Source organism: Psychrobacter sp. CX21 (assembly GCF_057396255.1).
Map to the genome: position 1 here is coordinate 88,309 of NZ_JBXYJG010000010.1, position 25,236 is coordinate 113,544.

Annotated in this window: 19 protein-coding genes; 5 read left to right on the forward strand and 14 right to left on the reverse strand. The window is 40.5% G+C overall.

Annotated elements, in window-relative coordinates:
* Positions 1-41: 41 nt before the first annotated feature.
* The gene (locus AC2SLP_RS07420) at positions 42-272 is read right to left on the reverse strand and encodes a DUF2788 domain-containing protein (RefSeq protein ID WP_486536036.1); all 231 of its coding nucleotides are present in this window, start codon (positions 270-272) and stop codon (positions 42-44) included.
* 511 nt (positions 273-783) lie between these two features.
* On the opposite strand from AC2SLP_RS07420, the gene argS reads away from it, so the two are divergent.
* From argS to AC2SLP_RS07435, 3 genes are all read left to right on the forward strand, one after another.
* Positions 784-2,616 carry an arginine--tRNA ligase gene (argS, locus tag AC2SLP_RS07425; protein ID WP_486536037.1) on the forward strand — a complete coding sequence of 611 codons (1,833 nt, stop codon included), beginning with the start codon at positions 784-786 and terminating at the stop codon, positions 2,614-2,616.
* A 99-nt stretch (positions 2,617-2,715) separates the two neighbouring features.
* Complete coding sequence (locus AC2SLP_RS07430) at positions 2,716-3,561, forward strand: SPOR domain-containing protein (protein ID WP_486536038.1); 846 nt, start codon at positions 2,716-2,718, stop codon at positions 3,559-3,561.
* A 109-nt stretch (positions 3,562-3,670) separates the two neighbouring features.
* On the forward strand, positions 3,671-4,429 hold the full coding sequence (locus AC2SLP_RS07435; RefSeq protein ID WP_486536039.1) for an IclR family transcriptional regulator: 759 nt from the start codon (positions 3,671-3,673) through the stop codon (positions 4,427-4,429).
* A 227-nt stretch (positions 4,430-4,656) separates the two neighbouring features.
* On the opposite strand, the gene mmsB is transcribed toward AC2SLP_RS07435, so the two are convergent.
* The 13 genes from mmsB to AC2SLP_RS07500 form a co-directional block, all read right to left on the reverse strand.
* Positions 4,657-5,595 carry a 3-hydroxyisobutyrate dehydrogenase gene (mmsB, locus tag AC2SLP_RS07440; RefSeq protein ID WP_486536040.1) on the reverse strand — a complete coding sequence of 313 codons (939 nt, stop codon included), beginning with the start codon at positions 5,593-5,595 and terminating at the stop codon, positions 4,657-4,659.
* Between the two features lie 100 nt (positions 5,596-5,695).
* A complete protein-coding gene (locus AC2SLP_RS07445; RefSeq protein ID WP_486536041.1) occupies positions 5,696-6,943 on the reverse strand; it encodes an enoyl-CoA hydratase/isomerase family protein in 1,248 nt (415 codons plus the stop codon).
* A gap of 282 nt (positions 6,944-7,225) precedes the next feature.
* On the reverse strand, positions 7,226-8,008 hold the full coding sequence (locus AC2SLP_RS07450; RefSeq protein WP_486536042.1) for an enoyl-CoA hydratase: 783 nt from the start codon (positions 8,006-8,008) through the stop codon (positions 7,226-7,228).
* 75 nt (positions 8,009-8,083) lie between these two features.
* A complete protein-coding gene (locus tag AC2SLP_RS07455; protein WP_486536043.1) occupies positions 8,084-9,262 on the reverse strand; it encodes an acyl-CoA dehydrogenase family protein in 1,179 nt (392 codons plus the stop codon).
* 8 nt (positions 9,263-9,270) lie between these two features.
* Entirely contained in the window at positions 9,271-10,167 is an 897-nt protein-coding gene (locus AC2SLP_RS07460) for a DMT family transporter (RefSeq protein WP_486536044.1), read from the reverse strand.
* A 222-nt stretch (positions 10,168-10,389) separates the two neighbouring features.
* Positions 10,390-11,874, reverse strand: coding sequence for a CoA-acylating methylmalonate-semialdehyde dehydrogenase (locus tag AC2SLP_RS07465; RefSeq protein WP_486536045.1), 1,485 nt, complete (start codon positions 11,872-11,874; stop codon positions 10,390-10,392).
* Between the two features lie 238 nt (positions 11,875-12,112).
* Positions 12,113-14,164, reverse strand: a complete 2,052-nt coding sequence (locus AC2SLP_RS07470) for a propionate--CoA ligase (RefSeq protein ID WP_486536046.1) — start codon at positions 14,162-14,164, stop codon at positions 12,113-12,115.
* 471 nt (positions 14,165-14,635) lie between these two features.
* On the reverse strand, positions 14,636-15,763 hold the full coding sequence (locus AC2SLP_RS07475) for an MFS transporter (protein WP_486536054.1): 1,128 nt from the start codon (positions 15,761-15,763) through the stop codon (positions 14,636-14,638).
* A 233-nt stretch (positions 15,764-15,996) separates the two neighbouring features.
* Positions 15,997-16,989 carry an SDR family NAD(P)-dependent oxidoreductase gene (locus AC2SLP_RS07480; protein ID WP_486536047.1) on the reverse strand — a complete coding sequence of 331 codons (993 nt, stop codon included), beginning with the start codon at positions 16,987-16,989 and terminating at the stop codon, positions 15,997-15,999.
* A 388-nt stretch (positions 16,990-17,377) separates the two neighbouring features.
* A complete protein-coding gene (clpX, locus tag AC2SLP_RS07485) occupies positions 17,378-18,652 on the reverse strand; it encodes an ATP-dependent protease ATP-binding subunit ClpX (RefSeq protein WP_486536048.1) in 1,275 nt (424 codons plus the stop codon).
* Positions 18,653-19,020: 368 nt separating this feature from the next.
* A complete protein-coding gene (gene clpP / locus AC2SLP_RS07490; RefSeq protein ID WP_486536055.1) occupies positions 19,021-19,647 on the reverse strand; it encodes an ATP-dependent Clp endopeptidase proteolytic subunit ClpP in 627 nt (208 codons plus the stop codon).
* 438 nt (positions 19,648-20,085) lie between these two features.
* A complete protein-coding gene (tig, locus tag AC2SLP_RS07495) occupies positions 20,086-21,429 on the reverse strand; it encodes a trigger factor (protein ID WP_486536049.1) in 1,344 nt (447 codons plus the stop codon).
* Positions 21,430-21,933: 504 nt separating this feature from the next.
* On the reverse strand, positions 21,934-22,671 hold the full coding sequence (locus tag AC2SLP_RS07500; protein ID WP_486536050.1) for a non-canonical purine NTP pyrophosphatase: 738 nt from the start codon (positions 22,669-22,671) through the stop codon (positions 21,934-21,936).
* A 617-nt stretch (positions 22,672-23,288) separates the two neighbouring features.
* Here AC2SLP_RS07500 and AC2SLP_RS07505 point away from each other — a divergent pair.
* The gene (locus AC2SLP_RS07505) at positions 23,289-23,918 is read left to right on the forward strand and encodes a superoxide dismutase (protein ID WP_486536051.1); all 630 of its coding nucleotides are present in this window, start codon (positions 23,289-23,291) and stop codon (positions 23,916-23,918) included.
* Between the two features lie 192 nt (positions 23,919-24,110).
* Positions 24,111-25,198, forward strand: a protein-coding gene (locus AC2SLP_RS07510; RefSeq protein ID WP_486535860.1) for an IS3 family transposase whose coding sequence is annotated in 2 segments (ribosomal slippage) — positions 24,111-24,363 and positions 24,363-25,198 — 1,089 coding nt in all. Because the reading frame shifts where the segments join, the coding sequence is not laid out codon by codon here.
* The last annotated feature ends 38 nt before the right edge of the window (positions 25,199-25,236 follow it).

Genomic DNA, 25,236 nt, shown 5'->3' on the forward strand with positions numbered 1-25,236 from the left:
AGCAGATGTTATATATACTACGTCATGAATAAATAAGTCTGTTACAAGACCCATTTTTCAAAGACAATCTCTAGTACTATTTTTAGTAAGAATCCTACAAAGCCTGCACCAAGCGCTAAGAAAATCCAAAACGTTCCCGCCCGTCCTGCATCAGACTTCTTTGAGATATCCCACATAATGAAAAACAGAAAAGCAATAAATATGGGCAGTAAAACATACAAGCCCCAATTGGTGACAGTTTCAGCAGAAATAGCGAAGACAGTGGCAATCATAAGTACATTCCATTATGAATATTTATAATAAGTGATGAGCCTTAATAGGCAATGTGGGCAAAGGCACCTAAAAATAAGCCTAACATAGTTATAAGACAGCTAAGCATAGGTGCATTAGATAAGTAAGTATAGGTACATCGAATTTTTGTTAGTGCTTATTTTGAGTTGTCTCTATTAAGTGCTATCTATTATAGAGCACAGTCGCCATATAATGCTATGAAGTGGAAAAAAGTATAACAAATCAACAAACAACGAATTTTATGGAAAAATTAGCCAATCCTTGATATATTAAAGGGTTGCTCAAATATGTTCAAAATAAAACTATTTAAGTTTAGGTGAATTTTAGTAAAAAGACCTATCTTAAAAAATACATATTAAATAATGTGAGCAGTATCATAAATGCCGTGCCGTATTAGGCACTAGTTATGACTACTATGTATTGTTATGAAGTAATCCCCATTAGTATTTAGCGTTAAACCTCAGTCTATTAAACTTTAGAGTTCATAAAATTATGTCGCAAGCTCAAATTGATGAAATATTTTCCTTATTAGATAATGCAGCCAATGTTCTAATTGAGCAGGGAATATTGCCAAACAATTGGCAAAATAACAGTCAGATTACACGCAGTAAAAGCCCTGAGCATGGTGATTATGCCAGTAATATCGCTTTAACTGCGGCTAAAGCGGCCAAAACAAATCCTCGCACGCTTGCTGAGCAGTTGACGACAGCTTTACCAAAAAATGACAGTATTGCAAAGCTAGAAGTAGCAGGCCCTGGATTTATTAATATCTTTTTAAACGCCGATGCCAAATTTGCGGTATTAGACGCTATTTTTGCCAAAAATGAGCGTTATGGTTTAACAGATGAATTCGCCGATAAAAAAATCCAAATAGAGTTTGTCTCCGCTAACCCAACTTCAAGTCTGCATGTCGGGCATGGACGTGGTGCTGCCTTTGGCATGAGTGTGGCTAATTTACTTGAAGCAGTGGGTTATAACGTAACGCGCGAGTATTATGTGAATGATGCAGGCCGTCAGATGGATATCCTTGCGGTCAGTACTTATCTGCGTTATTTAGAATTAAATGGCGAACAGGTGCATTTCCCAGTTGGTGGTTATCAAGGGGACTACGTTACTGAAATTGCGCAAACGTTAAAAACGCAACAAACTGATGCATACGTGCACTCTTATGCTGACACCATCAGTTTAAATGCGCCTGAAGATGAAGTCTCAAAGCTTAATGATTCAGGTGAAAAAGAAGTTGTTTCTGGCGATAAGAATGCGCATATAGACGCTATCATTGCTAATAGTAAAGCAGCGCTTGGGGAGGATTATGAGATTTTCTTAAATGCTGCATTAAGTGAGATTTTAGGTGATATTAAAGATGATCTTAATGACTTTGGGGTGCGCTTCGAGCGCTGGTTTAGTGAAAAGTCTATCGCTGATGAGATTGAACCAGTACTTGCAGAGCTAGATGACAAAGGCTATTTGTACGAAAAAGATGGCAATACTTGGTTTAAATCAACAGAATTTGGCGATGAGAAAGACCGAGTGGTGCGCCGTGCCAATGGATTAACCACTTATTTTGCCTCGGATATTGCTTATCACAAAAATAAATTCGAGCGTGGCTTTGATACCGTGGTAAACGTTTGGGGCGCTGATCATCATGGTTATATCGCCCGTGTTCGTGCTGCATTGACGGCCTTAGGTATTGATGAAAAACGTTTAGACATTATCTTGGTTCAGTTTGTGGCATTGTGGCGCGGGGATGAAAAAATCCAAATGTCCTCACGCTCAGGAAAGTTTGTAACATTGCGTGAGCTTCGTGATGAGGTCGGTAATGACGCCGCTCGTTTTTATTACGTGGCGCGTAAGCCTGAGGTACATATCGACTTTGATTTAGAATTGGCAAAATCTCAAAGTAAAGACAATGCCGTTTATTACATTCAATATGCACATGCTCGGGTTTGTAGCGTACTAGAAAAATTGTCTGAAAAAGGTTTTGATGTTGATGATGTGAGTGGTGCAAGTCATCAAGCTTTGTTATCTAGCGATGCTGAAAGTGAGCTCATTAAGCTTTTGGCAGCGTATCCTGCGACTTTAAAACGTGCAGCAATCGGTTATGACCCCCACGTATTGACCAATTATCTCAAAGATTTGGCATCATTATTTCATGGGTGGTATAACGACAATCGTATTTTACCAGTCAGTATTATTGCCGGTGAAACACCTACCGAGGATGAGCTAAACTTAATGCAAGCTCGCTTAAGACTGTCAAAAGCGGTGCGTCAAGTACTGGCAAACGGTCTAAGTTTATTAGGGTTGTCTGCACCCTCTAGTATGTAAGTCGCTTTTATAAAATGTTCTTAAAAAAGCATATAAAAATAGCAGTGGCAGTAAATAGCGAAAGCCTTTAATTGAATAAGCCATAAATGGAGAGAGTGAATGTTAGCTAAAAAACCGAAAGGGGCAGTAGAACGTAAGCGAGGCGGTGGTGCTGCAAGTTTGCTATGGATGTTTGTTGGCGCAATATTAACCCTAATGTTTGGTCTGTTTTTGTATTTATGGAACCCTTTTAATATAGGATCTGAAACCAAAGTGGAAGAGCGTCAGGTAGAGCCAATCAATCAAAATAAAGACCAAGAAGGCGATTATGAATTTTATGACATATTGCCTGAGCAACAGATCACCAGAATTCCTGATGAATCTATAGTACGAGAAGAAGACACAATACGTGATCCTAGTCAGCTTGAGCCTGATGTGGTTATTACAAGTCCGACCGTCCAAGAGCGTGACTCTAACACCACTGCTGAAAATTATGGCGTGGAAGAAAACACGGGGACTAACCCAAATACGGACCGTGTTGAAAGCGATCAAGAAATGGTCATTGTTGAAGAGCAAGGGACTTATGACGAGCCGATAGAAAGTAGGGGTAATCAAAGCGCGGCCACGCAGGGCAATCGCGAATCGGCTCCCACATCGAACCCGTCATCAACTAACAGTACAAATGCTGCACAGCCGCAACGAGCAAATATAGAGCAGGCACAGCCTAAGCAGAGCTATATATTGCAAATTAATAGCTTTAGTAATGCTCAAGAAGCAGACAAACGACGCGCTCAAGTGTTGATGGCTGGTGTAGACGCACAGGTAGTCAAAAATGAATTGTCTAGTGGTCAAGTACTGTATCAAGTTGTTTCTACAAAAATGAATAATAGACAATCCGTAGTTGCCGCTCAGCAAAAGCTACAAAACAATGGTATTGATTCTTTGATTGTTGAACAGCGCCGATAGTGATTCTTAAGTCAATTTTTTAACATTATTTTTTTGCAGTAATTTTGCTCATATCTCGTTGCTAGTATATGTAACAGTTTGCGCTTCTTTAACCAAGGTTTGACGTATTATGCCAAAGGTATCGTCCATTACTCGAGTCTTACAAATAGTTGAAGCGGTATCATATGCTGCCAAGCCAATAACGCCGTTAGAGCTTTCTAAAGAATTAGACATTCCTAAGCCCACTATTCATCGCCTTATTCAGCAGTTGGTAGATGAAGGATTTGTTATGGTAGACATAGCCGGCGGGGTGATACCGGGCAAGCGGGTTCGAAATCTGAGTGTGGAGCTTTGGCAACAGCGCCAATTTTATAGTGAGCGTCAGGTGGTGCTAAGACGACTTGTTGATGAATTAAAAGAAACCTGCGGCATTGCCGTACCGCAAAATTTAAGTATGGTATATACCAATCGGGTGAATACAGATTCGCCGCTACAAATTTTTATGCCCATAGGTTCTAAAACACCGGCGTGGTGCACTGCTTCTGGAAAGTTGTACTTAAGCCAAATGCCCTCTGAGCGCCGCCAGAAGATGTTAGAGAATTTTAACTTTAAAGCCTATACACCAAACACAATTACCAATCTAAAAAAGGTAGATCAAGAGCTTAATAGAATTGCGGAAACAGGCATCGGCATTGATAATGAAGAATTTATCCCTGACATGGTCTCTGTTTCCGTACCGATAATGGATAAACAAAACCGTTACTTGGCGTCACTATATATTCATGCCCCTACAGTAAGAATAACGCTGAACGGATTGTTAGAATATGTGCCACGTTTGCAAGAAGCTGCCATAGATGTGGGCGAATTAGTCTATCAGTTACAAAGTTAGGCACAATTTTACGCGTGTTATTATACCAAAATGGCCTCAAGTCTAAACTTGAGGCCATTTCGGTTAGTATGTGAGTAGGCTTAGCGTGGCATGATGGTTATTGAGTCAGATATTTAAGAATCGTACACATAAGTTTCGTACTTAAGGATCAAAAACAGGAATCAAGTTTAAGGATCCAATTTAAGAATACGACTTAATAAGTCTCAAATACGCAACAATCATACACTCTATAATACTGACTTGTCGTAATAACCCATGATGCTTGAAAAATCCTTAGTACTGTTATCTTCAACATGCTCATCATAAAGCGTGGTCGCTTGAGTTCCCATCGGTACTTTAGCGTCTATATCTTTAGCAGTTTCAAGCGCTAAATGAAGATCTTTATGCATATGTTGGCTCATAAACCCACCTGCATAGCCATGACTAGATGGTACGTTCTCTAAAACATTCGGGTAGGGGTTGTATACTTCCAATGTCCAATTACGGCCTGAGCTTTGCATCATGATTTCAGATAATACACTGGCATCCAACCCATTTTTTACGCCTAAATTGATGGCTTCAGCCGTGCCCGTCATGAGTATGCCAAGTAGCATGTTATTACAGATTTTAGCCACCTGACCTGCACCGTGATCGCCAGCATGGAATATATTTTTACCCATAACCTCTAAGATACTTTTGGCACGATCAAAGGCAGCCTTTTCACCCCCAACGATAAAGGTTAAAGTACCTGCTTGCGCGCCTGCTGTACCTCCAGATACAGGGGCATCCACAAAATCTATACCCTTAGCACTCGCAATACTGGCCACTTCACGCGCATCAGCAGCGGCAATCGTAGAGCTGTCAATGACAAGCGTGCCCTTAGGAAGCTCTGACAACAAGCCCTCTGGGGTTAGCTCTGATGCATTGGCATCGCCTAAATAGACACTTTTAACGTGTCTACCAGCAGGTAGCATGGAAATAACAATATCTGCATGGTTTGCAGCATCTTTGGGCGAAGAAGACGATGATGAGCCTGCATCGGTTAGGGTCTTGACCGCATCTTCTGACAAATCAAAAACGGTAACGTCATATCCTGCCTTAACGAGATTTAACGCCATAGGTCCGCCCATATTGCCGAGCCCGATAAAGGCGACTTTAGTGTTATTTATATCCTTTCTATTTGGCATATCACCACTCCTTGAAGTTTGACGCGGGATGTTTAGTACATGGTTTAAATAAAGACGCTATAAATATTATATAGCGCTATTACATACTTTGATTTAAATACTATTTAATTTTTTGGGCAGCTAGCGAATCCGTACCTAGCCAATCGCCAAAGATATGTTCTCCTTTGGGATAAGGGTTTTTAAAGTGGCTATTGATGTACTCAATGCCTTCACTGTTTAAGCACTGCTCAAGGGTGCGTGACCAATTTGGGTTTTTGTCTTTGTCGATAAGTAACGCACGTACACCCTCGCGAAAGTCTGGATTGTTGGCACAATGTACGGCAACGATGACCTCTATATATAGCACTTGCTCTAATGATAAGTCCCGAACTCTTTGGAATAACTCATAGGTAAGCGCAGCCGTGACTGGGCAACCGGCACGATAAGTGGCTAGTGCTCTTTGCGTCCATTTATCGTTAGCAAAATCGCTGTCAATTTCATTCAATAACGCATCGTCTTGTAAGATGGCATCAATATCTTCTAGCCCGCCACTGACCATAATAGATTCGATGGTTTGCCAGTATTGCGCCAGCTTGCTGGGTTTTAACTCAACTTGTTCCTGTTTAGATAAGTTCGCTAAACTTTTACTAACAATGGCATGGGCATTAACTGCAGTTTGAGTGGCGTTCATTTGGTTATCAACATTTACGTCAATCCAATCTGCATCAGTCAGCGTTTCTACTAGTTTGTCATAACCGTCACTCGGTAATACGTATTCAGCAATATTGCTAAGTTTAGCATCACTAGCATTACCCATCGCCCCAGTTAGCCCCATAAACAACCCCGTTTTTGCCGGCATACGTTGCAGAAACCAACTGCCTGTAGCATCTGGAAATAAGCCAATGGTAATCTCTGGCATGGCAAATTTGGTGGCCTCAGTAACGATACGATGACTACAACCCCCCAAAAGCCCCATGCCACCGCCCATGATAAAGCCGTTGCCCCATAACACGATAGGCTTGCTATAAAAGTGCATTTGACGATATAGCGCATACTCGCTACCAAAAAACTCATTGGCATACGGATTTGGCAACGGCGCACCCTCGACCATACTGTCGTACAGTTTACGAATATCTCCACCTGCACAAAATGCTTTATCGCCTGCGCCCCGTAGAATAATTGCAACAATACTGTCATCGTCTTGCCATTCAATAAGCTTTTGACTCATTGAATGACACATTGATACACTTAACGCATTAAGTGACTTCGGGGAGTTAAGCGTCATCTCACCAATTGTATGACCATCTTGGGTTTGGTGAGTATTGAATAACACTGGGGCACTGTCATTATTAGCAACATTAGTGGACATAAAGTTTCCGTCAAATTACTGGTTATTTTTAATTAGGACTTACGCAAACAGTGATACTAAAACTTTTATATGCGACTGGGAATTATTTATTGCGCCTCTGGAACTATAGTCGCAGGCAGATAAATGAGGTACAAGGCAATCGAGTGCAAGTACTACTGGTGTAGGCTTAACGAGATTAACACTGTAACTCTTTTATATGACTATGACTATACTGTAAAGCCAGCGCAAATAAATGATTACCAATCGCTATTAATTTTAAATTATGCGTAAATCTTATAAATGTTATTTATTCTGCCAAGTCGGTTTACGCTTTTCTAAAAACGCATTAACGCCCTCGCTCTGGTCGGCAGTATCAAACAGTTTAACAAAAGCTTCACGCTCTTTAATTAGATTTTGCGCAGGTGGATTATGGCGTGACGCTTGTATCAATTGCTTAGAATAGGTGACTGCAACGGGAGATTGCTTAGCAACTTTTTTCGCTAATGTTTGCGCTGTGCTTAACCCATCGCCTTTTTCAACCACTTCTTCAACCAAACCAATCTCTAACGCTTTTTCGGCATCGACACGCTCACCGCACAGTATCATGCGTTTTGCCCATCCTTCACCCACTAGCATAGTCAGGTTTTGCGTACCACCGGCACAGGGCAATAAACCCACGCTCGCTTCAGGCAATGCCATCACTGCATGGCGCTCGGCAATACGAATATCGCAAGCCATTGCGCATTCCAGACCGCCGCCCATTGCATAACCGTTGATGGCGGCAATACTGACGCCACGATAGTTAGACAACGCTTCGAATGCCTCACCAAAAGCGATTGCCATTGAGATAGCGTTGCCTTTGTCACCGTCTGCAAAGGTATTTAAGTCAGCTCCAGCGGAGAAGAACTTCTCCCCTTCGCCATGAATCACTAACGCATAGACGTCATCATTTTGGTTTAAGTCTGATACTAGTGTTTTTAGGGCGTTAAGACTTTGCTGTGTCCATGTGTGCGCTGGCGGGTTGTTTAAGGTTAATGTTGCCACAGTGCCGTCAATAGATAGGTTAAGGTTGGTATATTCTGTCATTTTTAATCTCCGTGATTTAGTTTTTCTTTACGAATATTTTTTATTATATTGAATCATAATTATGTTTCACACGCCCTAACGCAACCGGCTTAAATTGTCGTCCTCCATCATACTACGTGACACAATCACGCGCATAATCTCATTGGTACCCTCTAATATCTGATGCACACGCAAATCACGTACATGACGCTCAAGCGGATATTCTTTTAGGTAACCATAACCGCCATGTAATTGTAATGCTTGATTAGCCACTTCAAAACTCAAGTCGGTAGACATTCTTTTAGCCATGGCACAGTAACTTGCTGCATTGACATCATTGGTATCGACCTTATTTGCTGCCATATATATCATCTGGCGAGCCGCAATGGTTTGGGTCAGCATATCTGCCAATTTAAATTGTACCGATTGCAGTTTAGCCAACTCTTTGCCAAATTGCTTGCGCTCTTGCACATAATTCACCGCAGTTTCTAGGGCAGCTTGCGCTGTACCGACGGCGCAGATACCAATGTTGATACGCCCACCATTTAGACCTTTCATGGCAAACTTAAAGCCTTCGCCCTCATCACCCAATCTATTTTTGGCAGGTACGACCACATCTTTAAAATGAATGGTACGGGTTGGTTGTGCTTTCCAGCCCATTTTATCTTCATTTTTACCGTAGCTGATACCGTCGCTATGTGCATCAACCACAAAGGCAGACACGCCTTTTGCACCCTGTTTATCATGATCAGCACCACCAGTACGTGCCATCACTAGTAATATATCAGTAGACCCTGCGCCAGAGATAAAGGTTTTCTCGCCACTAAGTAGATACGAGTCATCCTCTTGCTTGACTGCCTTTGTGGTTAATGAACCTGCATCAGAGCCTGCATTAGGTTCGGTCAAGCAATAACTGGCTAATAACTCACCGCTGACCAACTTAGGAACAATGTCATCTAGCACTTCTTGTTGCCCATATTCGCCAATCATCCAGGTGACCATATTGTGAATACTGATATATGACGCAATCGCAGTATCGCCCCAGGCTAATTCTTCAAACACAATAGCAGAGTCTAAGCGAGGCAATCCGAGTCCACCGCAGTCAGGATTGGTATATAATCCTAGAAACCCCAGCTCCCCTGTTTTTTTGATAACATCGACAGGGAAGTGGCTTTCTGAATCCCATTTAGCGGCATTGGGCTTAAGCTCTTTTAGCGCAAACTGGCGTGCCATTTGTTGAAAAGCAAGTTGGTCTTCGGTTAGTGCGAAATCCATAGTTGTCCTTATAAAATAGGCTTAATTGATTTATCGCTTCGTTTTAAATGTTTCTGATCGAATAAAGCGACTAAAAATATAGATAAAGATATCAATACAATACCAAAACTTTGAAAAATTGATATATGACCGTCTAAAAAGATTATTGATAAAAATAGGGCAGCTATTGGCACCAAATAAAATAAGCTCGAAACTTTACTAATGGATAGCTGACGAATTAATACATACAATAAGCTTATAGCACCGATGGAGACCACAATTGCCATCCATAATAGTGAAAAAACAAAGGCTGGTGTCCATTCAATAAAGTGCTGCGGATAAAATAGCCACACTAACGTACACAAACCTAAAGAGGCTAATGATTGTAAAAACCCGCCAAACATTAAATTCATATTAGCACAAAAATATTTTTGATAGACACTACCAAAAGCGACCCCAACTAGCCCAAAAAAAGCCATCGACAACCCAATAAGACTTGGGGTTTCAAGACCCAAAAGAACGATTAAAAACACACCTACTAGGCCAATGATTAACCCCACCCACTGCGTCACTGATACTTTGGCATCAAATAAAACTCTGGCAATTAAACTGGCGAACAAAGGCTGAAATGAGATGATGAGCGCCGATGTTGATGCTGATATACCATAGTCTATGGCAACAAACACACCCAAAGTAAAGAATCCAACAATGAACGTGCCTGCTACTAAAGTATGCAATATCTCAGTTTTGTTACTTGGCATGGGAGGTTTGATCACATAACAAATTAATCCCAATACCACTACCGTAATCGTAAACCGAACTACTAAAAACGAAGCAGGATCGGCAAAGGGAAGACCATACTGTGCTGCGACAAATCCAGAGCCGTACAGCAGAACGAATAATACTGAGAAAACTATTGTATACATATCATCCTTGCTATCCCTCAAACTGTCTCGTCAAGTACACTATTCTTCAGGTAAATTATCTCTTCAAATAAACTGTCTCTTCAAATGAGTTATATATTCAAATAAACCCAAAGCTATCTATCTAACTTTATTGATTTAATGTACCCAAAAATCGTAACTATCTGATTAAATTGACTATCTTAGTTGAATAGCAAGGTATCTTACATAGAATATCAGGGTATCTTACATCGAAATCGTGGTATTCACTTTGCTGGAGGCTTCATCGTCAAACCAACGCGCGGTCACGGTTTTGGTTTGGGTATAAAACTGTACCGCTTGCTTACCATAAGGTCCTAAATCGCCCAGTTTACTACCGCGTGAGCCTGAGAAGGAGAACATCGGTAGTGGCACAGGGATTGGTAGGTTGATACCTACTTGTCCCACATCAATATCTTGTTGGAATTTATGCGCTGCTGCGCCCGACTGGGTAAAGATAGCGGTACCATTGCCCATTGGATTGCTATTTACCAATTTTATTGCCGCATCTAAGCTATCTGCACGCATGATAACCATCACAGGACCAAAGATTTCCTGCTTATAGATTTGCATATCCGTAGTGACATTATCAAAGATGGTAGGACCTACAAAGTTACCGTTTTCATATCCTTCTACTTGGATACCTCGACCATCCAACAAGAGGTCAGCGCCTTCATCAACCCCAGTTTGAATGAGGTGTTCGACCCGAGCTTTGGCTTGCGGGGTAATGAGTGGACCTAAATCCTTGTCATTTTCACCTGCTGATACCACTAGCGTTTCGGCTTTAGCTTTTATTTCATCGACCCAATTACCTGCTTCGCCCACCAATACCACAACAGACAATGCCATACAGCGTTGCCCTGCTGCGCCAAAGGTAGCGCCTGCCAATTGGTTTAAGGTTTGTTCTTTGTTGCAATCTGGCAGGATAACCGCATGGTTTTTAGCGCCAATCATACATTGGACGCGTTTGCCAGTACTGGCTGCGGTATCGTAGACGTGTTGACCTACTTTGGTAGAGCCGACAAACGATACGGCTTTAATATCAGGATGAGTACAAATTGCATCGACCGTTGGTTTGCCTCCATGTACGACGTTCAATACGCCCTCAGGTACGCCAGCTTCTAAAGCAAGCTCAACTAGACGCATAGGTACCATTGGGTCTTGCTCGGACGGCTTTAATACAAAAGTGTTACCCGTGGCGATTGCCATTGGGAACATCCATAAAGGAATCATCGCTGGAAAGTTAAATGGGGTGATACCCGCACACACGCCCAGCGGTTGCCAGATACTATAAGTATCCACGCCAGTACCTACATTTTCAACAAAGTCACCCATTTGCAAGTTGGTAATGCCCGCTGCATGTTCAACCACTTCTAAACCACGGAACACGTCACCACGCGCATCGGCAAGAGTTTTACCTTGCTCCTTGGTCAATAGTGCCGCAAGTTCATCCATATTTTCACGGATAAGTGCTTGATAGGTTAGAAAAATACGTGCTCGTTTGCTAATCGGGGTTTTGCGCCACGTTTTAAAGGCTTCTTTGGCGGCAGCAACGGCTTCATTGATTTCATCGTCGGTGGTTTGCGGTACTTTTGCAATAACTTCCTGAGTGGCAGGATTGGTCAAATCAATCCATTCTGAGGTGTTTGAATCGACAAATTGTCCGTTAATGAGTTGTTTTACTTGTTGCATAAGGTGTCCTTATCCTGAGGTTTATAACTATTGTACTTAAGAAAAAATTTAATCTATACATAGTATATGGCACTTATCAAAATATATAAACAGTAATTGCTAGAGATCTTGTCTGCTTATAAAATTGTAAATTCTTAAATGAAAGCCATCCTGTGACCTTATTCGAAAGAAATAATTCCCATTAATATGGAGGTAAGTATCTATATGCTATGTTCAAAACTGTACTATGTTCAAAACTTTAATAATGTTCAAGTGCTTCTTGCACTGCCTTGATGGCACTAGGGTCATCTAGCGTCGACATATCCCCCGTTGGTTGACCTTCAGCCAATGCGCGAATGGCACGGCGTAATATCTTGCCAGAACGGGTTTTGGGAAGTGATTTGGGAAAATAAACAGCGACGGGACGCGCAAGTGAACCCAAAGATTTTGCTACCACACCAAAAATTTGTTGTTCAACACGGAATCTGTTTTCGGTATCATCAACAATGGAGGGGTCACGCAGTATACAAAAGGCAATAGGCAACTCACCTTTTAATTCATCTTTAATGCCCACCACACCCACTTCTGCAACCTCAGGATGCTCACTGATAGCCGCTTCAATTTCTTGTGTGCCGAGGCGATGTCCGGCCACATTGATGACGTCATCATTACGACCTAGTATATAGAAATAACCGTTTTCATCGGTTTTGGCATAATCCGAACTTGAATACTGCTTACCATCAAACAAATTAAAATAACTGTTAATAAAGCGCTCGTCGTTGTGCCAAACAGTCGTCAAACATCCGGGTGGTAAGGGTGCCGACATGGTTAGTAAACCTTTTTCGCCAGGTGCACACACTTCTCCGGTTTCCTCATCCAATACGTTGGCATTAAAACCAAACATAGGATAGCCGGGTGTACCTGATTTATGCGGTTTATGGTTGAACTTTGGGGCATGACTTAAAATGGGCCAGCCTGTTTCGGTTTGCCAATAGTGATCGATAATCGGCACGCCAAAGTGATCGGATAACCATTGACCTGTCGGCTCATCTAGCGGTTCACCTGCTAAGAAGAAAGACTTCACACTGCTGGTATCATAGCGGGTTAGCCATGTTTCATCCGCCTTTCTAAGCATACGTATGCCAGTGGGTGCAGTGAATAATATATTCACTTTGTTTGCTTCAACTATACGCCACCAAATACCCGGATTAGGGTTGTGCGGTAGACCCTCATACATAATGCTGGTCATGCCGGCAAGTAGGGGCGCATAAATGGTATACGAGTGCCCAACTGCCCAACCAATATCCGATATCGCCCAAAAGGTTTCCCCCGGTTTGCCATCATAAATTAAATCGATTGAGGTCGTTAGCGCTACGGCATGTCCGCCAGTGTCTCGTTGTACTCCTTTTGGCGTACCCGTTGTGCCAGAGGTATATAGCAAATACGATGGCGCATTGGACTCCAGCCACACAGGCTCTACAATTGCTTTAGCTTCGCAACTAATACGGCGCTCAGTGGCATAATCTACATCAATATCTTGTGGCGTAAATGGCATAATACCGCGGTCAACCACTAAGACATGTTCAGGTTTGACAGTTGCTTGCTCAACCCCTTGAGTAACAAGATTTTTGTAATTAATAACCTTACCGCCACGTAAGCCTGCATCTACAGTAATTACCATTTTCGCTTCGGCATCATCCATGCGAATGGCCAAGTTATGAGCTGCAAAACCACCAAATACCACGGAATGCACCGCACCAATACGTGCGCAGGCGAGCATGGCATAAGCCGCCTCTAAAATCATTGGCATATAGATGACGACTCTATCACCCTTGCCAATGCCCAAACGCTGCAAGACATCAGCAAAATAATTGACCTCTTTGTACAAGCGATTGTAAGTCAACCGACGTTTTGCATAGTCGGTGTAAAACTCTACATGGTTGTCCAGCGCCTTAAACGCATCGACAACACCGGGGTGGTTATCGAGTAGGGATTGATTAATTTCGGAGGATACCCAGACAAAGGCATCCTGCTCGGCGCGCGTATCCAAATGTTTATCGACGCAGTTGTAACAAAGATTGGTTTCGCCGCCGACAAACCATTTGGCAAAAGGTAAGTTGCTATCGTCTAGTATTTTATCGGGCTGTTTATGCCAATAAATGCGCTCAGCTTGTTTGCGCCAAAACTCAGTGGCGTTATTAATAGAGTTATCGTAGAGTTTTGCAAACGACACATTGCTATCATTGTTTGGGTTAGCAACGTCGCTATTTGAGATAGGGGATGGAGAAGAGGTGTTGATTTGTGAATTCATAATGCTGTCCTTAGCAGAGGTGAGTAATGAATAAAACAGTCGACACAAGTTTGATATAACCTATGCAAATGCTGTGCTGTTAGCTATCCTTACCAACAGTTTTTGAATTTTTTAAAAAGAAATAACGATGTTATCGTCAATTGTATTATTTAAACAGGTATTCATAATAAATAGAAGACTTTCATGCCTATTAATTTTTGTAATTTGTTACTTTAAATGATTTCTCACAGCCCTTTTTATAGGTGCTTTAAGGAGTAAATAAAGTTTTAGTAAGTACAAATATTATAATACAATATATATGAGACAAATTATATCGTTTTAATAAGTAAACTTAACAGATTGTATAGTTATAGGTCAATAGTGCTACTTCAATAGAATGTAAGTGTCTTAATAAAAAATGATTGCAAGAATCTTTTATTACATGAAGGGTGAGCATCGAATGAACGAATCAATTTAAGAAGAGGAGAACACTTATTGATGAGCCTGCAAAGGGGTTCGTATCATGCCATATATCGCAATCAACAGCGCCAGCACCTGTATAATGAATAAACATATGACAGTGACGGGCCACTGACCATACGCATACGCTATACCGCAAAGCCATGCACCAACAGTACCGCCCGCATAGTAGCTCATATAATATAATCCCGAAGCTAACGAACGTCCTTCATCCACGTTGGTGGCAATGTAGCCTATGGTTGCAGACTGCGTAATAAAAACGCCTGAAGACATGATGGTTAAGCCTGTTATAATTAGCCATAGTTGGGTGGATAGCGTCAACAAGACACCGCCCATAGATAACATCACGGCGACAATAATGGTGCGAGCAGAACCGAAGCGCTGCATAAGTTTGGACGATAGCGGGGTGATTATGACGCCTATTAAATATACTGCAAATATATTAGCAAGTTGACCTGTCGTTAATGAATAAGGGGCAACGGATAGATGAAGGTTGATAAAGGTAAAACAGCCGACAAGCGAAAATAACACACAAAACCCCAATAACGAGGCCGAAATCACGTATCGATTGGTCAAATGATTCTTTAAAGTATGTAGTGCCATACGAAATTTAGGACGTGGCACAAAATGCTGAGAGACAGGGAGCGTTTTTGCTACCCAAATAGCACCTAATAACGTTAAGGCCGCCATGATGTAATAAGCGGTACGCCAACCGACCAGTTCGTGCAAATGCCCTAAGATAAACCGTCCCAAAAAGCCGCCTAATACACACCCAGACACGTAATAGGACATAAGTTCAGCTACCGCATTGCTTTTAAACTCCTCTCCAATATAAGCTATCGTCACCACACTGATACCAGGCACTGATAACCCTTGTAGAAACCGCCACAGCGTCAATGATTCAATATTATTACTAATAGCTATGAGCGCGGTAGGGAAGGCTAAAAAAAATAGCGATCCCACGATTAGAACCTTGCGACCTATGGCATCTGACAACATCCCAAGAAAAGGTGACATCAAGGCAATGGCCATAACAGTGGCGCCAACCGCCATGCCTGCTTGAACCTCACTCGCCGCAAAATCTACCATCAATACAGGCAAAATAGATTGAATGGAATACACTTGCAGAAAAGCAAACATACCGATTAGAATCGCAGTTAACTTTAATATGAAGCTTGGCGCAGAGTTAGGGGATGCTAAAGGGGTGCGCGACTTAGTTGAGCGGTTAGATTGTGAAGAGGAATGCATAAAGACGCCACGTCTGGGGTAAATTAACGCAAACTAACGGATGTATTAAGATCAAAATATAAATGACTTAAAACAAAATAAGTTACCTAAAATAGGTAACTTATAATTAAATATCAATCTTAATCTTACTTGTTTCTGTTACGCTTTTTTTTACGCGAGCGGTACAGTTTGTTCAACGTGAGCATCACATTATTATAATTTGCTGGGAAAAAACGCTGAATCAAATCAGCAACCCTGGCATCATCACCAATCAGACAACGCGCCTCATTATTTGCAGCAGCCATTAGAATGATTTGAGCAGCAGTATTAGGATCGAATTTTAACAGTTTATTAAAGCTTTTAAGTGCCTTTTCGCCAACAGGAAGTCCTAAGGTGGTCAGACTGTCACTGATACGAGCGCTAGTAGCTATACTGGTCTTGATACCTCCAGGATGAATAGAAGTAATCGATACCCCACTTTTCTCCATGACAAGCTCATGTCGCAAGCTTTCGTTGAATCCGCGTACAGCAAACTTACTGGCATTATATGCTGATTGAGTAGGCTGAGCAATAAGACCAAATAGACTTGAGATATTTATAATATGCCCATTTTGAGATGGTTTGCCGTCTTTTTCACTCTGACGTACGCTCTCTTTGATTAAAGGCAAGAATGCTTTAGTGCCATACACCACACCCCAAAAATTGATATCCATTACCCATTCCATATCTTCAATGCGACTGCCTTCTGCCGTAGAAGATAAAGCAACACCAGCATTGTTGAAGATGAAATTGACTTGACCATGTTCTTTTTTGACCGTATCTGCCCAATTAAAAACAGCCTCTTTATCTGAGACATTGACTATGGCCGTGGTGACTTTGATGTCATCGTTTTCTAACAGCGCTACCGTTTGCTGTAAATTGTCTTCATTGATGTCGGCTAGGGCCAAATGGCAGCCAGCATTAGCAAGGTTTATGGCGAGTTGTCGACCAATACCAGATCCAGCTCCAGTAATGGCTGCAACGTGGTCTTTATAAAAGTCTGTGAGTTGTTCACTATCAATAATGGGCGGTATGAAAGGGAGTGTTAATGACAGATGTTTTGAAAGTGACTCGGGAAAATGAGAAAGTAAAGCGGGCATAAATGTACCGTCCTTGATAACATATAAAAGATTAACTATAAAAAATAACCAATAAAAATAGTATATTAAAATTTTAATATAGCATATGTAAGAATAGGGGAGGGAACCCCTAAGCGCAAATAAATAAGATACTGAATAGTCGTCAATTTAAGTAATAGTTGATAAAACAAGGTTACTCGTAATAAGCGGATAAAGCTTGTAGCAAAACCAAACAACAAAAAAACGCCTATCTAAAAGATAAGCGCTTAATTAGAGTCTGTTCGACTCATCAAATTTTAGGACTGATCATCAAATATTAGGACTGCTAATAGCTAAAACAAATCCAAGCTAAGCCTAAACTACAATGAACGCTCAGAGCTTTTAAATTACAAAACTTTATAAAGCAGTTTTAAGCAATCTTAGGTGTTTTACCCTCATTAATAACATCTTCATCAACAGTTACAGATTTTGCATTCTCCATCGAAGGCAATTCGTACATGGTATCTAACAAAGCATTTTCAACAATTGAACGTAGACCACGCGCACCGGTTTTACGCTCCATTGCTTTTTGAGCAATGGCCTCTAAGCCTTTTTCGGTAAATTTAAGCTCAGCATTCTCCATGTCAAACAAATACTGATACTGTTTTACAATCGCATTCTTGGGCTTAGTCAAGATTTGCATTAATGCTTCTTCATCAAGTTCTTCAAGCGTCGCTATAACTGGTAGGCGGCCGATTAGCTCAGGAATTAAACCAAACTTAATTAAATCTTCGGGCTCTACTTTTTTAAACAGCTCAGACAACTGCTTACCATCATCTTTCGCTTTCACCTCAGCATTGAAACCAATGCCTGTCTTTTCGGTACGCTGTTGAATGACTTTATCTAATCCTGAAAAGGCACCGCCAACAATGATTAGGATATTGCTGGTATCGACCTGAATCAATTCTTGGTTTGGATGCTTACGACCACCGTGAGGCGGTATAGAAGCCACTGTACCTTCGATAAGCTTAAGTAAGGCTTGTTGCACGCCTTCACCCGATACATCGCGAGTAATAGACATGTTCTCGCCTTTTTTGCTGATTTTATCGATTTCATCGACGTATATAATACCTTGCTCAGCCTTAGTGACGTCATAATCAGCAGCTTGCAATAGCTTTTGTACTATATTTTCAACATCTTCACCAACATAACCCGCTTCGGTGAGCGTGGTGGCATCTGCCATCGCAAAAGGCACATCGAGCATACGGGCAAGGGTTTGAGCTAACAACGTCTTACCAGAGCCTGTCGGACCAATAAGTAGGATATTACTTTTAGATAGCTCTACCATCGCATCATCAGCACCTATACGAGCTTGCTTTGAGTCTTCTGCGAGCTGTGCGGCTACTTTCAGGCGTTTATAATGGTTATAAACAGCAACTGACAGCGCCTTTTTTGCCGTATCTTGACCGATCACATACCCATCTAGATGTTCACGAATCTGTTTTGGCGTGGGGAGCTTTTTAGCCAACCATGCATTAGCATCGTCTGCCGATTCTTCGTAGTCTGTATCACCATCTTCTATTAAATCAGTGCATAGCGCCACACATTCATTACAAATATTGGCATCGTCAGCGGCAATAAGCTGCGCGACTTCATCTTTCTTTTTGCCACAAAACGAACAATGTGGTGTGTTGTCTTTAGCCATGCTTAGCGCTCCTTATAAAGTGCTCAATATGTCCAGCTGAGCGTCATAGACAGTACAAGAGAATAAAATAATATTGTGTCATATGACATATTCTAATAGCGACCTATAGTCAGCAAAATACTAAAAGACTACTGGACTTTGAGAAAAACGTATTTAGGTAAGTAGGTTTGGATGCAAGGTTAAATAAAAAAATTAAATACTTCGATAAATTAAATACTTCAATAAATCAAATATAGAAATTCAAATAGAATTAACCGAACCATAAGTTGTCATGTAAACCATACTAAAACCGTAAAACCCAAGCAGTTAATTACAGACACGCCCTAAAGGGTTTAATAACGCGTAACTGCTTGAGCTTAAATTGGAATTTACTTTTCTTCTTCTGGACGACGTTCAAGAACATCATCAACTAAGCCATATTCTTTGGCTTCTTGGGCATCTAGCCAGTAGTCACGCTCAACATCTTTTTCAATTTTCTCAAGCGGCTGACCGGTACGCTCCGCTAAAATACGGTTTAAACGATCACGTATTTTTAAGATCTCGCGTGCATTAATTTCAATATCTGTCGCTTGACCCTGAGCGCCGCCCGATGGCTGGTGAATCATCACACGCGAGTTAGCTAGCGCATATCGTTTGCCTTTTTCACCCGCAGCAAGCAGGAATGAGCCCATGCTATAAGCACCACCCATACAAATAGTAGACACATCAGGTTTGATAAAGTTCATGGTGTCATACATCGCAAGTCCTGCACTCACAGAACCACCCGGTGAGTTAATATACAAGTGTATGTCTTTTTCTGGGTTTTCCGCTTCTAAGAACAACATTTGCGCCACGATAAGATTGGCCATATTGTCTTCAACTTGACCGGTCAAAAAGATAACACGCTCACGCAATAGACGTGAGTAGATATCAAAAGAGCGTTCGCCGCGAGCAGATTGCTCAACAACCATCGGTACTAGGGCAGCTTGAGGGACGCTAACGGTAGCATCTTGCATATCGCGTAATACCAAATCTTGAGCTGCACTCAAAGTCTCAAAATGCGGATTATTCATGATGCGTTCGATATCGTTTCTATTATTGTGTTGAGTCATAAGTAGTCCTGTCGTTTGTTCAATTTTACTGATTTATAAGTTGTTCTTTATATATAGCATTTTAGAGAATATATAGCATTTTAAAGATTTAAATAGTATTTTGGGGTACGCATCAATAAATCAAGCAATAATCATGCTAACTGCGCTTTATATTACTCGAAGGCGGCGTAATAATATACAATTATAGCTACGTATATTAATAATCACATTAAGTTAACAATGGTATTCAATCAACACTGACCTCAAACTAACAACGCTAATAAATTTACATGGCTATTAAAGTAAAATGCCTCGAAAAAATCGAGGCATTTTTATGACTAAAGATAATTCAATGCTTATCGCTTACATCATGCCCTGTTGCTGCTGCTGAGAAGCGATCAGTTCTTGATAGCTCACCTCTTTGTCAGTTACTTTACTTTGATCAATCAAGAAGTCCACAACTTGATCTTCAAGAACAACAGATTCGATATTTGCACGTTGCTGTCTATCGTTAGTGTAATACTCGATAACCTCGGCAGGATCTTCGTAATTTTCAGCCGTTTCATTAATGAAAGTCTCAACGCGATCTTGATCCACTTCTAGGTTGTTTTCTTCAATGATACGCGATACTAAGATACCTAAACGAGCAGCACGAATGGCTTGCTCTTCAAATAATTCGCGTGGCAACATATCTTTATCGATGCTATCCGTATTACCGCCAAACTGCTGCGCAAAGCGCTGCATCATCATGTTACGTTGACGATCGACTTCTTGATCGACCATGGCACTTGGCACATCGAATTCATTTTTTTCAAGTAAGGCGTCAAAGGCCGCTTGTTTTACTTGGTTGCGTGCCGCATTTTTGATTTCACGCGTCATGTTTTTACGCACATCTTCTTTTAGCTGTTCAACACCACCTTCTTTAACGCCAAATAGCTCAAGAAACTCTTCATTGATTTCAGGAAGCTTAGATTCTTCAACCTTTTTAACATTTATTTTGAACTGTGCTTCTTTGCCAGCTAAGTTTTCAGCTTGATAATCTTCAGGGAAAGTCACATCAATGGTTTTTTCATCACCAGCACTCATGCCTTTAATACCATCTTCAAAGCCTGGGATCATTTGGCCACTGCCTAATACCAGTTTGAAATCTTCAGATGAACCGCCTTCGAATTTCTCACCATCAATAGAGCCTTCAAAATCAAAAGTGACTTGATCCCCTTCGTCCGCAGCACCTTCTTTATCAGCAAACTCTTGACGCTGTTTACGTAGATTTTCAATCATAGTATCTACGTCTTCTTCATTAATAGAAGCATTGTGGCGTTCAACTTCTATGTCGCTAATGCCTTCAACTTTAATTTCAGGGAAGATTTCAACCGTCGCTTGATAAACTAAAAATTCATCTTCAAGCTTGACGTCATCGATATTTGGCATGCCTACCGCACGAACATCTTCTGCTTTAATGGCTTCAAAAACAGTATCACGAATTACATCGTTGATAACTTCTTGTTGGATGCCAGCACCATATTGAGCACGGATGTGCGAAACAGGTACTTTACCTTTACGAAAACCATCAATCTTGGCAGTTTTGGCCACATTGCGGATACGGCCTTCAACTTTATTTTGAATTTGTTCAACGGGCACTTTAACTGTCAGTTGAGTTTGGTTATCGTTCAGTTTATTGGTGGTAATTTGTAAATCTTTTGCCATGGTCTTAAACCCTATATATTAATCAAATGATTGTTATGTGGAATATGTTTAACGCTAATATTATGAACGCTATTTACTAAATAGAATCTGGTATTAAGGGCTGTATAAGTTATCAGTACAATGAGCATCCTAATTATGCTGCTCAGCTATTTATAATATAAAAAGCTTTCATTTAATCCACATGAATACGTATGCAAATTAAATACACTGCAAACTTATACAGTACGCATATACAATACGGGCTTATACACTCGCCGAAACCATCCACAGTCTTGAATTACAAGTGTGTTGGAGTGACTGCTATAAAATTATAAAAGTAGAATAGTATAATGTATCAGCCCAGGAAAGTAAAAATAAAGTATAAATTATTGATATAAACGCCAATAGCGGCTCATATAAAGCTCTCAATATAGTTAAAACACGAGGTCTTTCCTTTATGAATTGATGGTTATTCTATCTAGGCTATCTAAGAGAAATTTCAATATTAAGGTATAACATTCACCCTTAAACCTTTTGTGTTAATTGGTATATCAAATCTTGCAACGCTTGACCACGGTGACTAAGCTGGCTTTTTGTTGCAGCATCGAGTTGGGCTGCGCTTTGATGACGTTCGGGTAGCCAAAATATGGGGTCGTAACCAAAGCCGTTATCACCGATAGGGGTCTCAAGTATTTGACCGTGCCATAAACCTTGTGCAATAAGGGGTAAAGGATCGTCTGCGTGCTGAACCATTGCTAATACACAAACAAAAAATCCGCTGATAAAAGTATCAGAAGCTGTTGAATCTGGTTCAACCAAAGTCTGAGTTTGCTCAAGTTTATTACGAATAGGTGCTAACTGGGCAATCAATTTATCGATATTCTTGTCATCATTACCATGCTCTCCCGCGTATCTAGCCGAATGTATGCCAGGAGCATTATCCAATATAGGCACACACAGTCCTGAATCATCAGCAATAGCAGGTAATCCACTCGATCGGCTGGCATTACGCGCTTTAATAATAGCGTTTTCTACAAAGCTTAAGCCGTCTTCAATAGCATCTTCAATGCCCAATTGACCTTGAGGTACAATCTCAATACCCAAATTCGTTGCCGTAAACAATCGCCTAAACTCACTTAGTTTGCCTTTGTTATTACTAGCCAATACCCATTTTTGTTTCGATTTAGTATTTTCATTGTCTGTACCAATATTAGTGTCATTGTTTGGACCAATGTGTGTAAAACATTTATTAGTTTGTTTCATATTATCTCGATATTTTACGCCGCTATCTTTTACAAGTTTTATTTAAGGGCAGTATTTTTGATTTTCTAGTTTGGTATATATGTTTGATGAACTACAAATACCTAACTAGGTATAACAATCGGTAACTGAGTATAACATTTTGCTTTGTTATACTAGTTATCAAGTCCAAGCAGACCTATATCAATATTATGTTTTTATTATTAATTGAACTTTATCATTCATTTACTTTTATAAAACATTGATATTTAGGTTTCTAGCTTTATATTAAATTCGAATTATTTTATAGTAATGTTGAGTTTAGTCTTTCGCCTATACTAATCACATTTATATTACATATTTATATTAAAGGGTATTTTCTAGATTATTCCTTTTTATCTAGTCTAATTTTTTACGTAGTCTAAATTTGAATATGTGTTGGAAAATTAAAGTTGGTCACACATATAAAATACTGGAATACTGGTTCAAATACTTATATATTTAAATACTTATATATAATCATGTGATTTTAGGATTTCAAATAATTATAAGCCACTTAGATCAATTATTTATTCAAACTCTATAATTTTAAGAGTTATGCTATAAAGGAATGATCTATATTAGCCAAGGATAAAAATAATATGTCACATATCAATCTACCACCTCTTCCTTATGCAAAAGATGCACTTGAGCCTCATATTAGTGCAGAAACTTTAGAATTTCACCATGACAAGCACCATAATGCTTATGTCACTAAGCTTAATAACATGCTGCCTGGTTCTGGTCTAGAAGGTAAGACTTTACCAGAAATTATCAAAGCAACTGCTAAAGATGACAACAAGCAAGGCATGTTTAACCAAGCAGCTCAAGTTTGGAATCACACGTTTTACTGGAATAGCATGACACCTAATAATGGTGGCGGCGAACCTACTGGTGATCTTAAAGCAAAAATTGAAGAAGATTTCGGTTCGTATGACAAATTCCGTGAAGAATTTAAAAATGCTGCGACTTCACAGTTTGGTTCTGGTTGGGCATGGTTAGTTGCTGACACTGAAGGTGGCAAACTATCTGTTATGAAAACTTCTGATGCAGATACGCCTTTAGCTCACGATAAAGTTGCTGTATTGACGTGTGATGTTTGGGAACACGCTTACTACATCGATTATCGTAACCGTCGTCCTGATTATGTGGATACGTTCCTAGACAAATTAGTGAACTGGGACTATGCAAACGCTAAATATAAAGGTCAAGATGCGGGTGTTGAAGAGTAATTGACTCTGTATTAGGGTTTTAAGCCCTATTTAGATTTGAGTTTATCTAGATTTAACTTGTCTAGACTAAAAAGGATACCTACGGGTATCCTTTTTTGGTTTTAAATATTTTAAGGTTTGGTAATCCTCCCAAAAAATAATAACACCTAAAAGTAGAAACTAACTGCTAAAATACTAGCAGGAGATTTCGACATGAAAAAATCAAGATTTACCGACACACAGATTGTTAACATACTCAAACAAGCAGAACAAGGCGTACCCGTCAGTGACATATTACGTGAACACAATATAAGTCAGAGCACCTTCTATAAATGGAGGAGCAAATACGGTGGTATGGATGCCTCACTCATTACCCGTCTTAAAGAATTAGAAGCTGAGAACGCTCGCTTAAAGAAGATGTACGCTGAAGAGCGTCTAAAATCAGACATCTTACAGGATGCCATGTCAAAAAAGTGGTAGCGCCGTCTAGGCGCAAAGAGCTTGCTGAGCATTACATCAAAGCCAGAGCCATTAGCGTACGCTTGGCCTGTCTGATCTTTAACATCAGCATAACCTGCTATTACTATCAGCCAAAGACAGCGGATGATAATGAGCAAATAGCCAAGCTGTTGATTAATCTGACAAACGACCATAAAAACTGGGGCTTTAAGCTATGCTTTCTATACTTAAGAAATGTACTCAGACTACCTTACAACCATAAGCGTGTTTATCGTATCTACCGTGAGCTTGAATTAAACTTAAGAATAAAGCCTAAACGCCGTATTAAGCGAGACAAACCACAAAAGCTTGCTGTACCAACTCATATCAATCAAAGCTGGAGCATGGACTTTATGCACGATGCTTTAACCGATGGTAGAGCCATTAGACTCTTTAACGTCATTGATGACTTTAATCGTGAAGCATTAACCATAGAGGTCGACTTCTCACTACCAGCTCAAAGAGTCATACGCAGTTTAAATCAGCTAATAGAATGCCGTGGCAAACCTGATCAAATCAGGTGTGATAATGGCCCTGAATATATCAGCAATGATTTAAAAGACTGGGCAACTGAGCAAGGTATTGTTATCGAATACATTGAGCCTGGCAATCCTCAGCAAAATGCTTATGTAGAGCGCTTTAATAAAACAGTTCGTTATGATTGGCTTAATCAGGAGTTGTTTAATAGTTTAGAGCAAGTGAGACAGCAGGCTGAGGCTTGGCTCAATCACTATAATAACGAGAGACCCAATATGGGTAATGGTGGCTTTACGCCGATTCAGAAACTTAATATGGCAGCTTAGTTCTACTTATTTAGTGTTTTAAATATGGGGGTATTTCC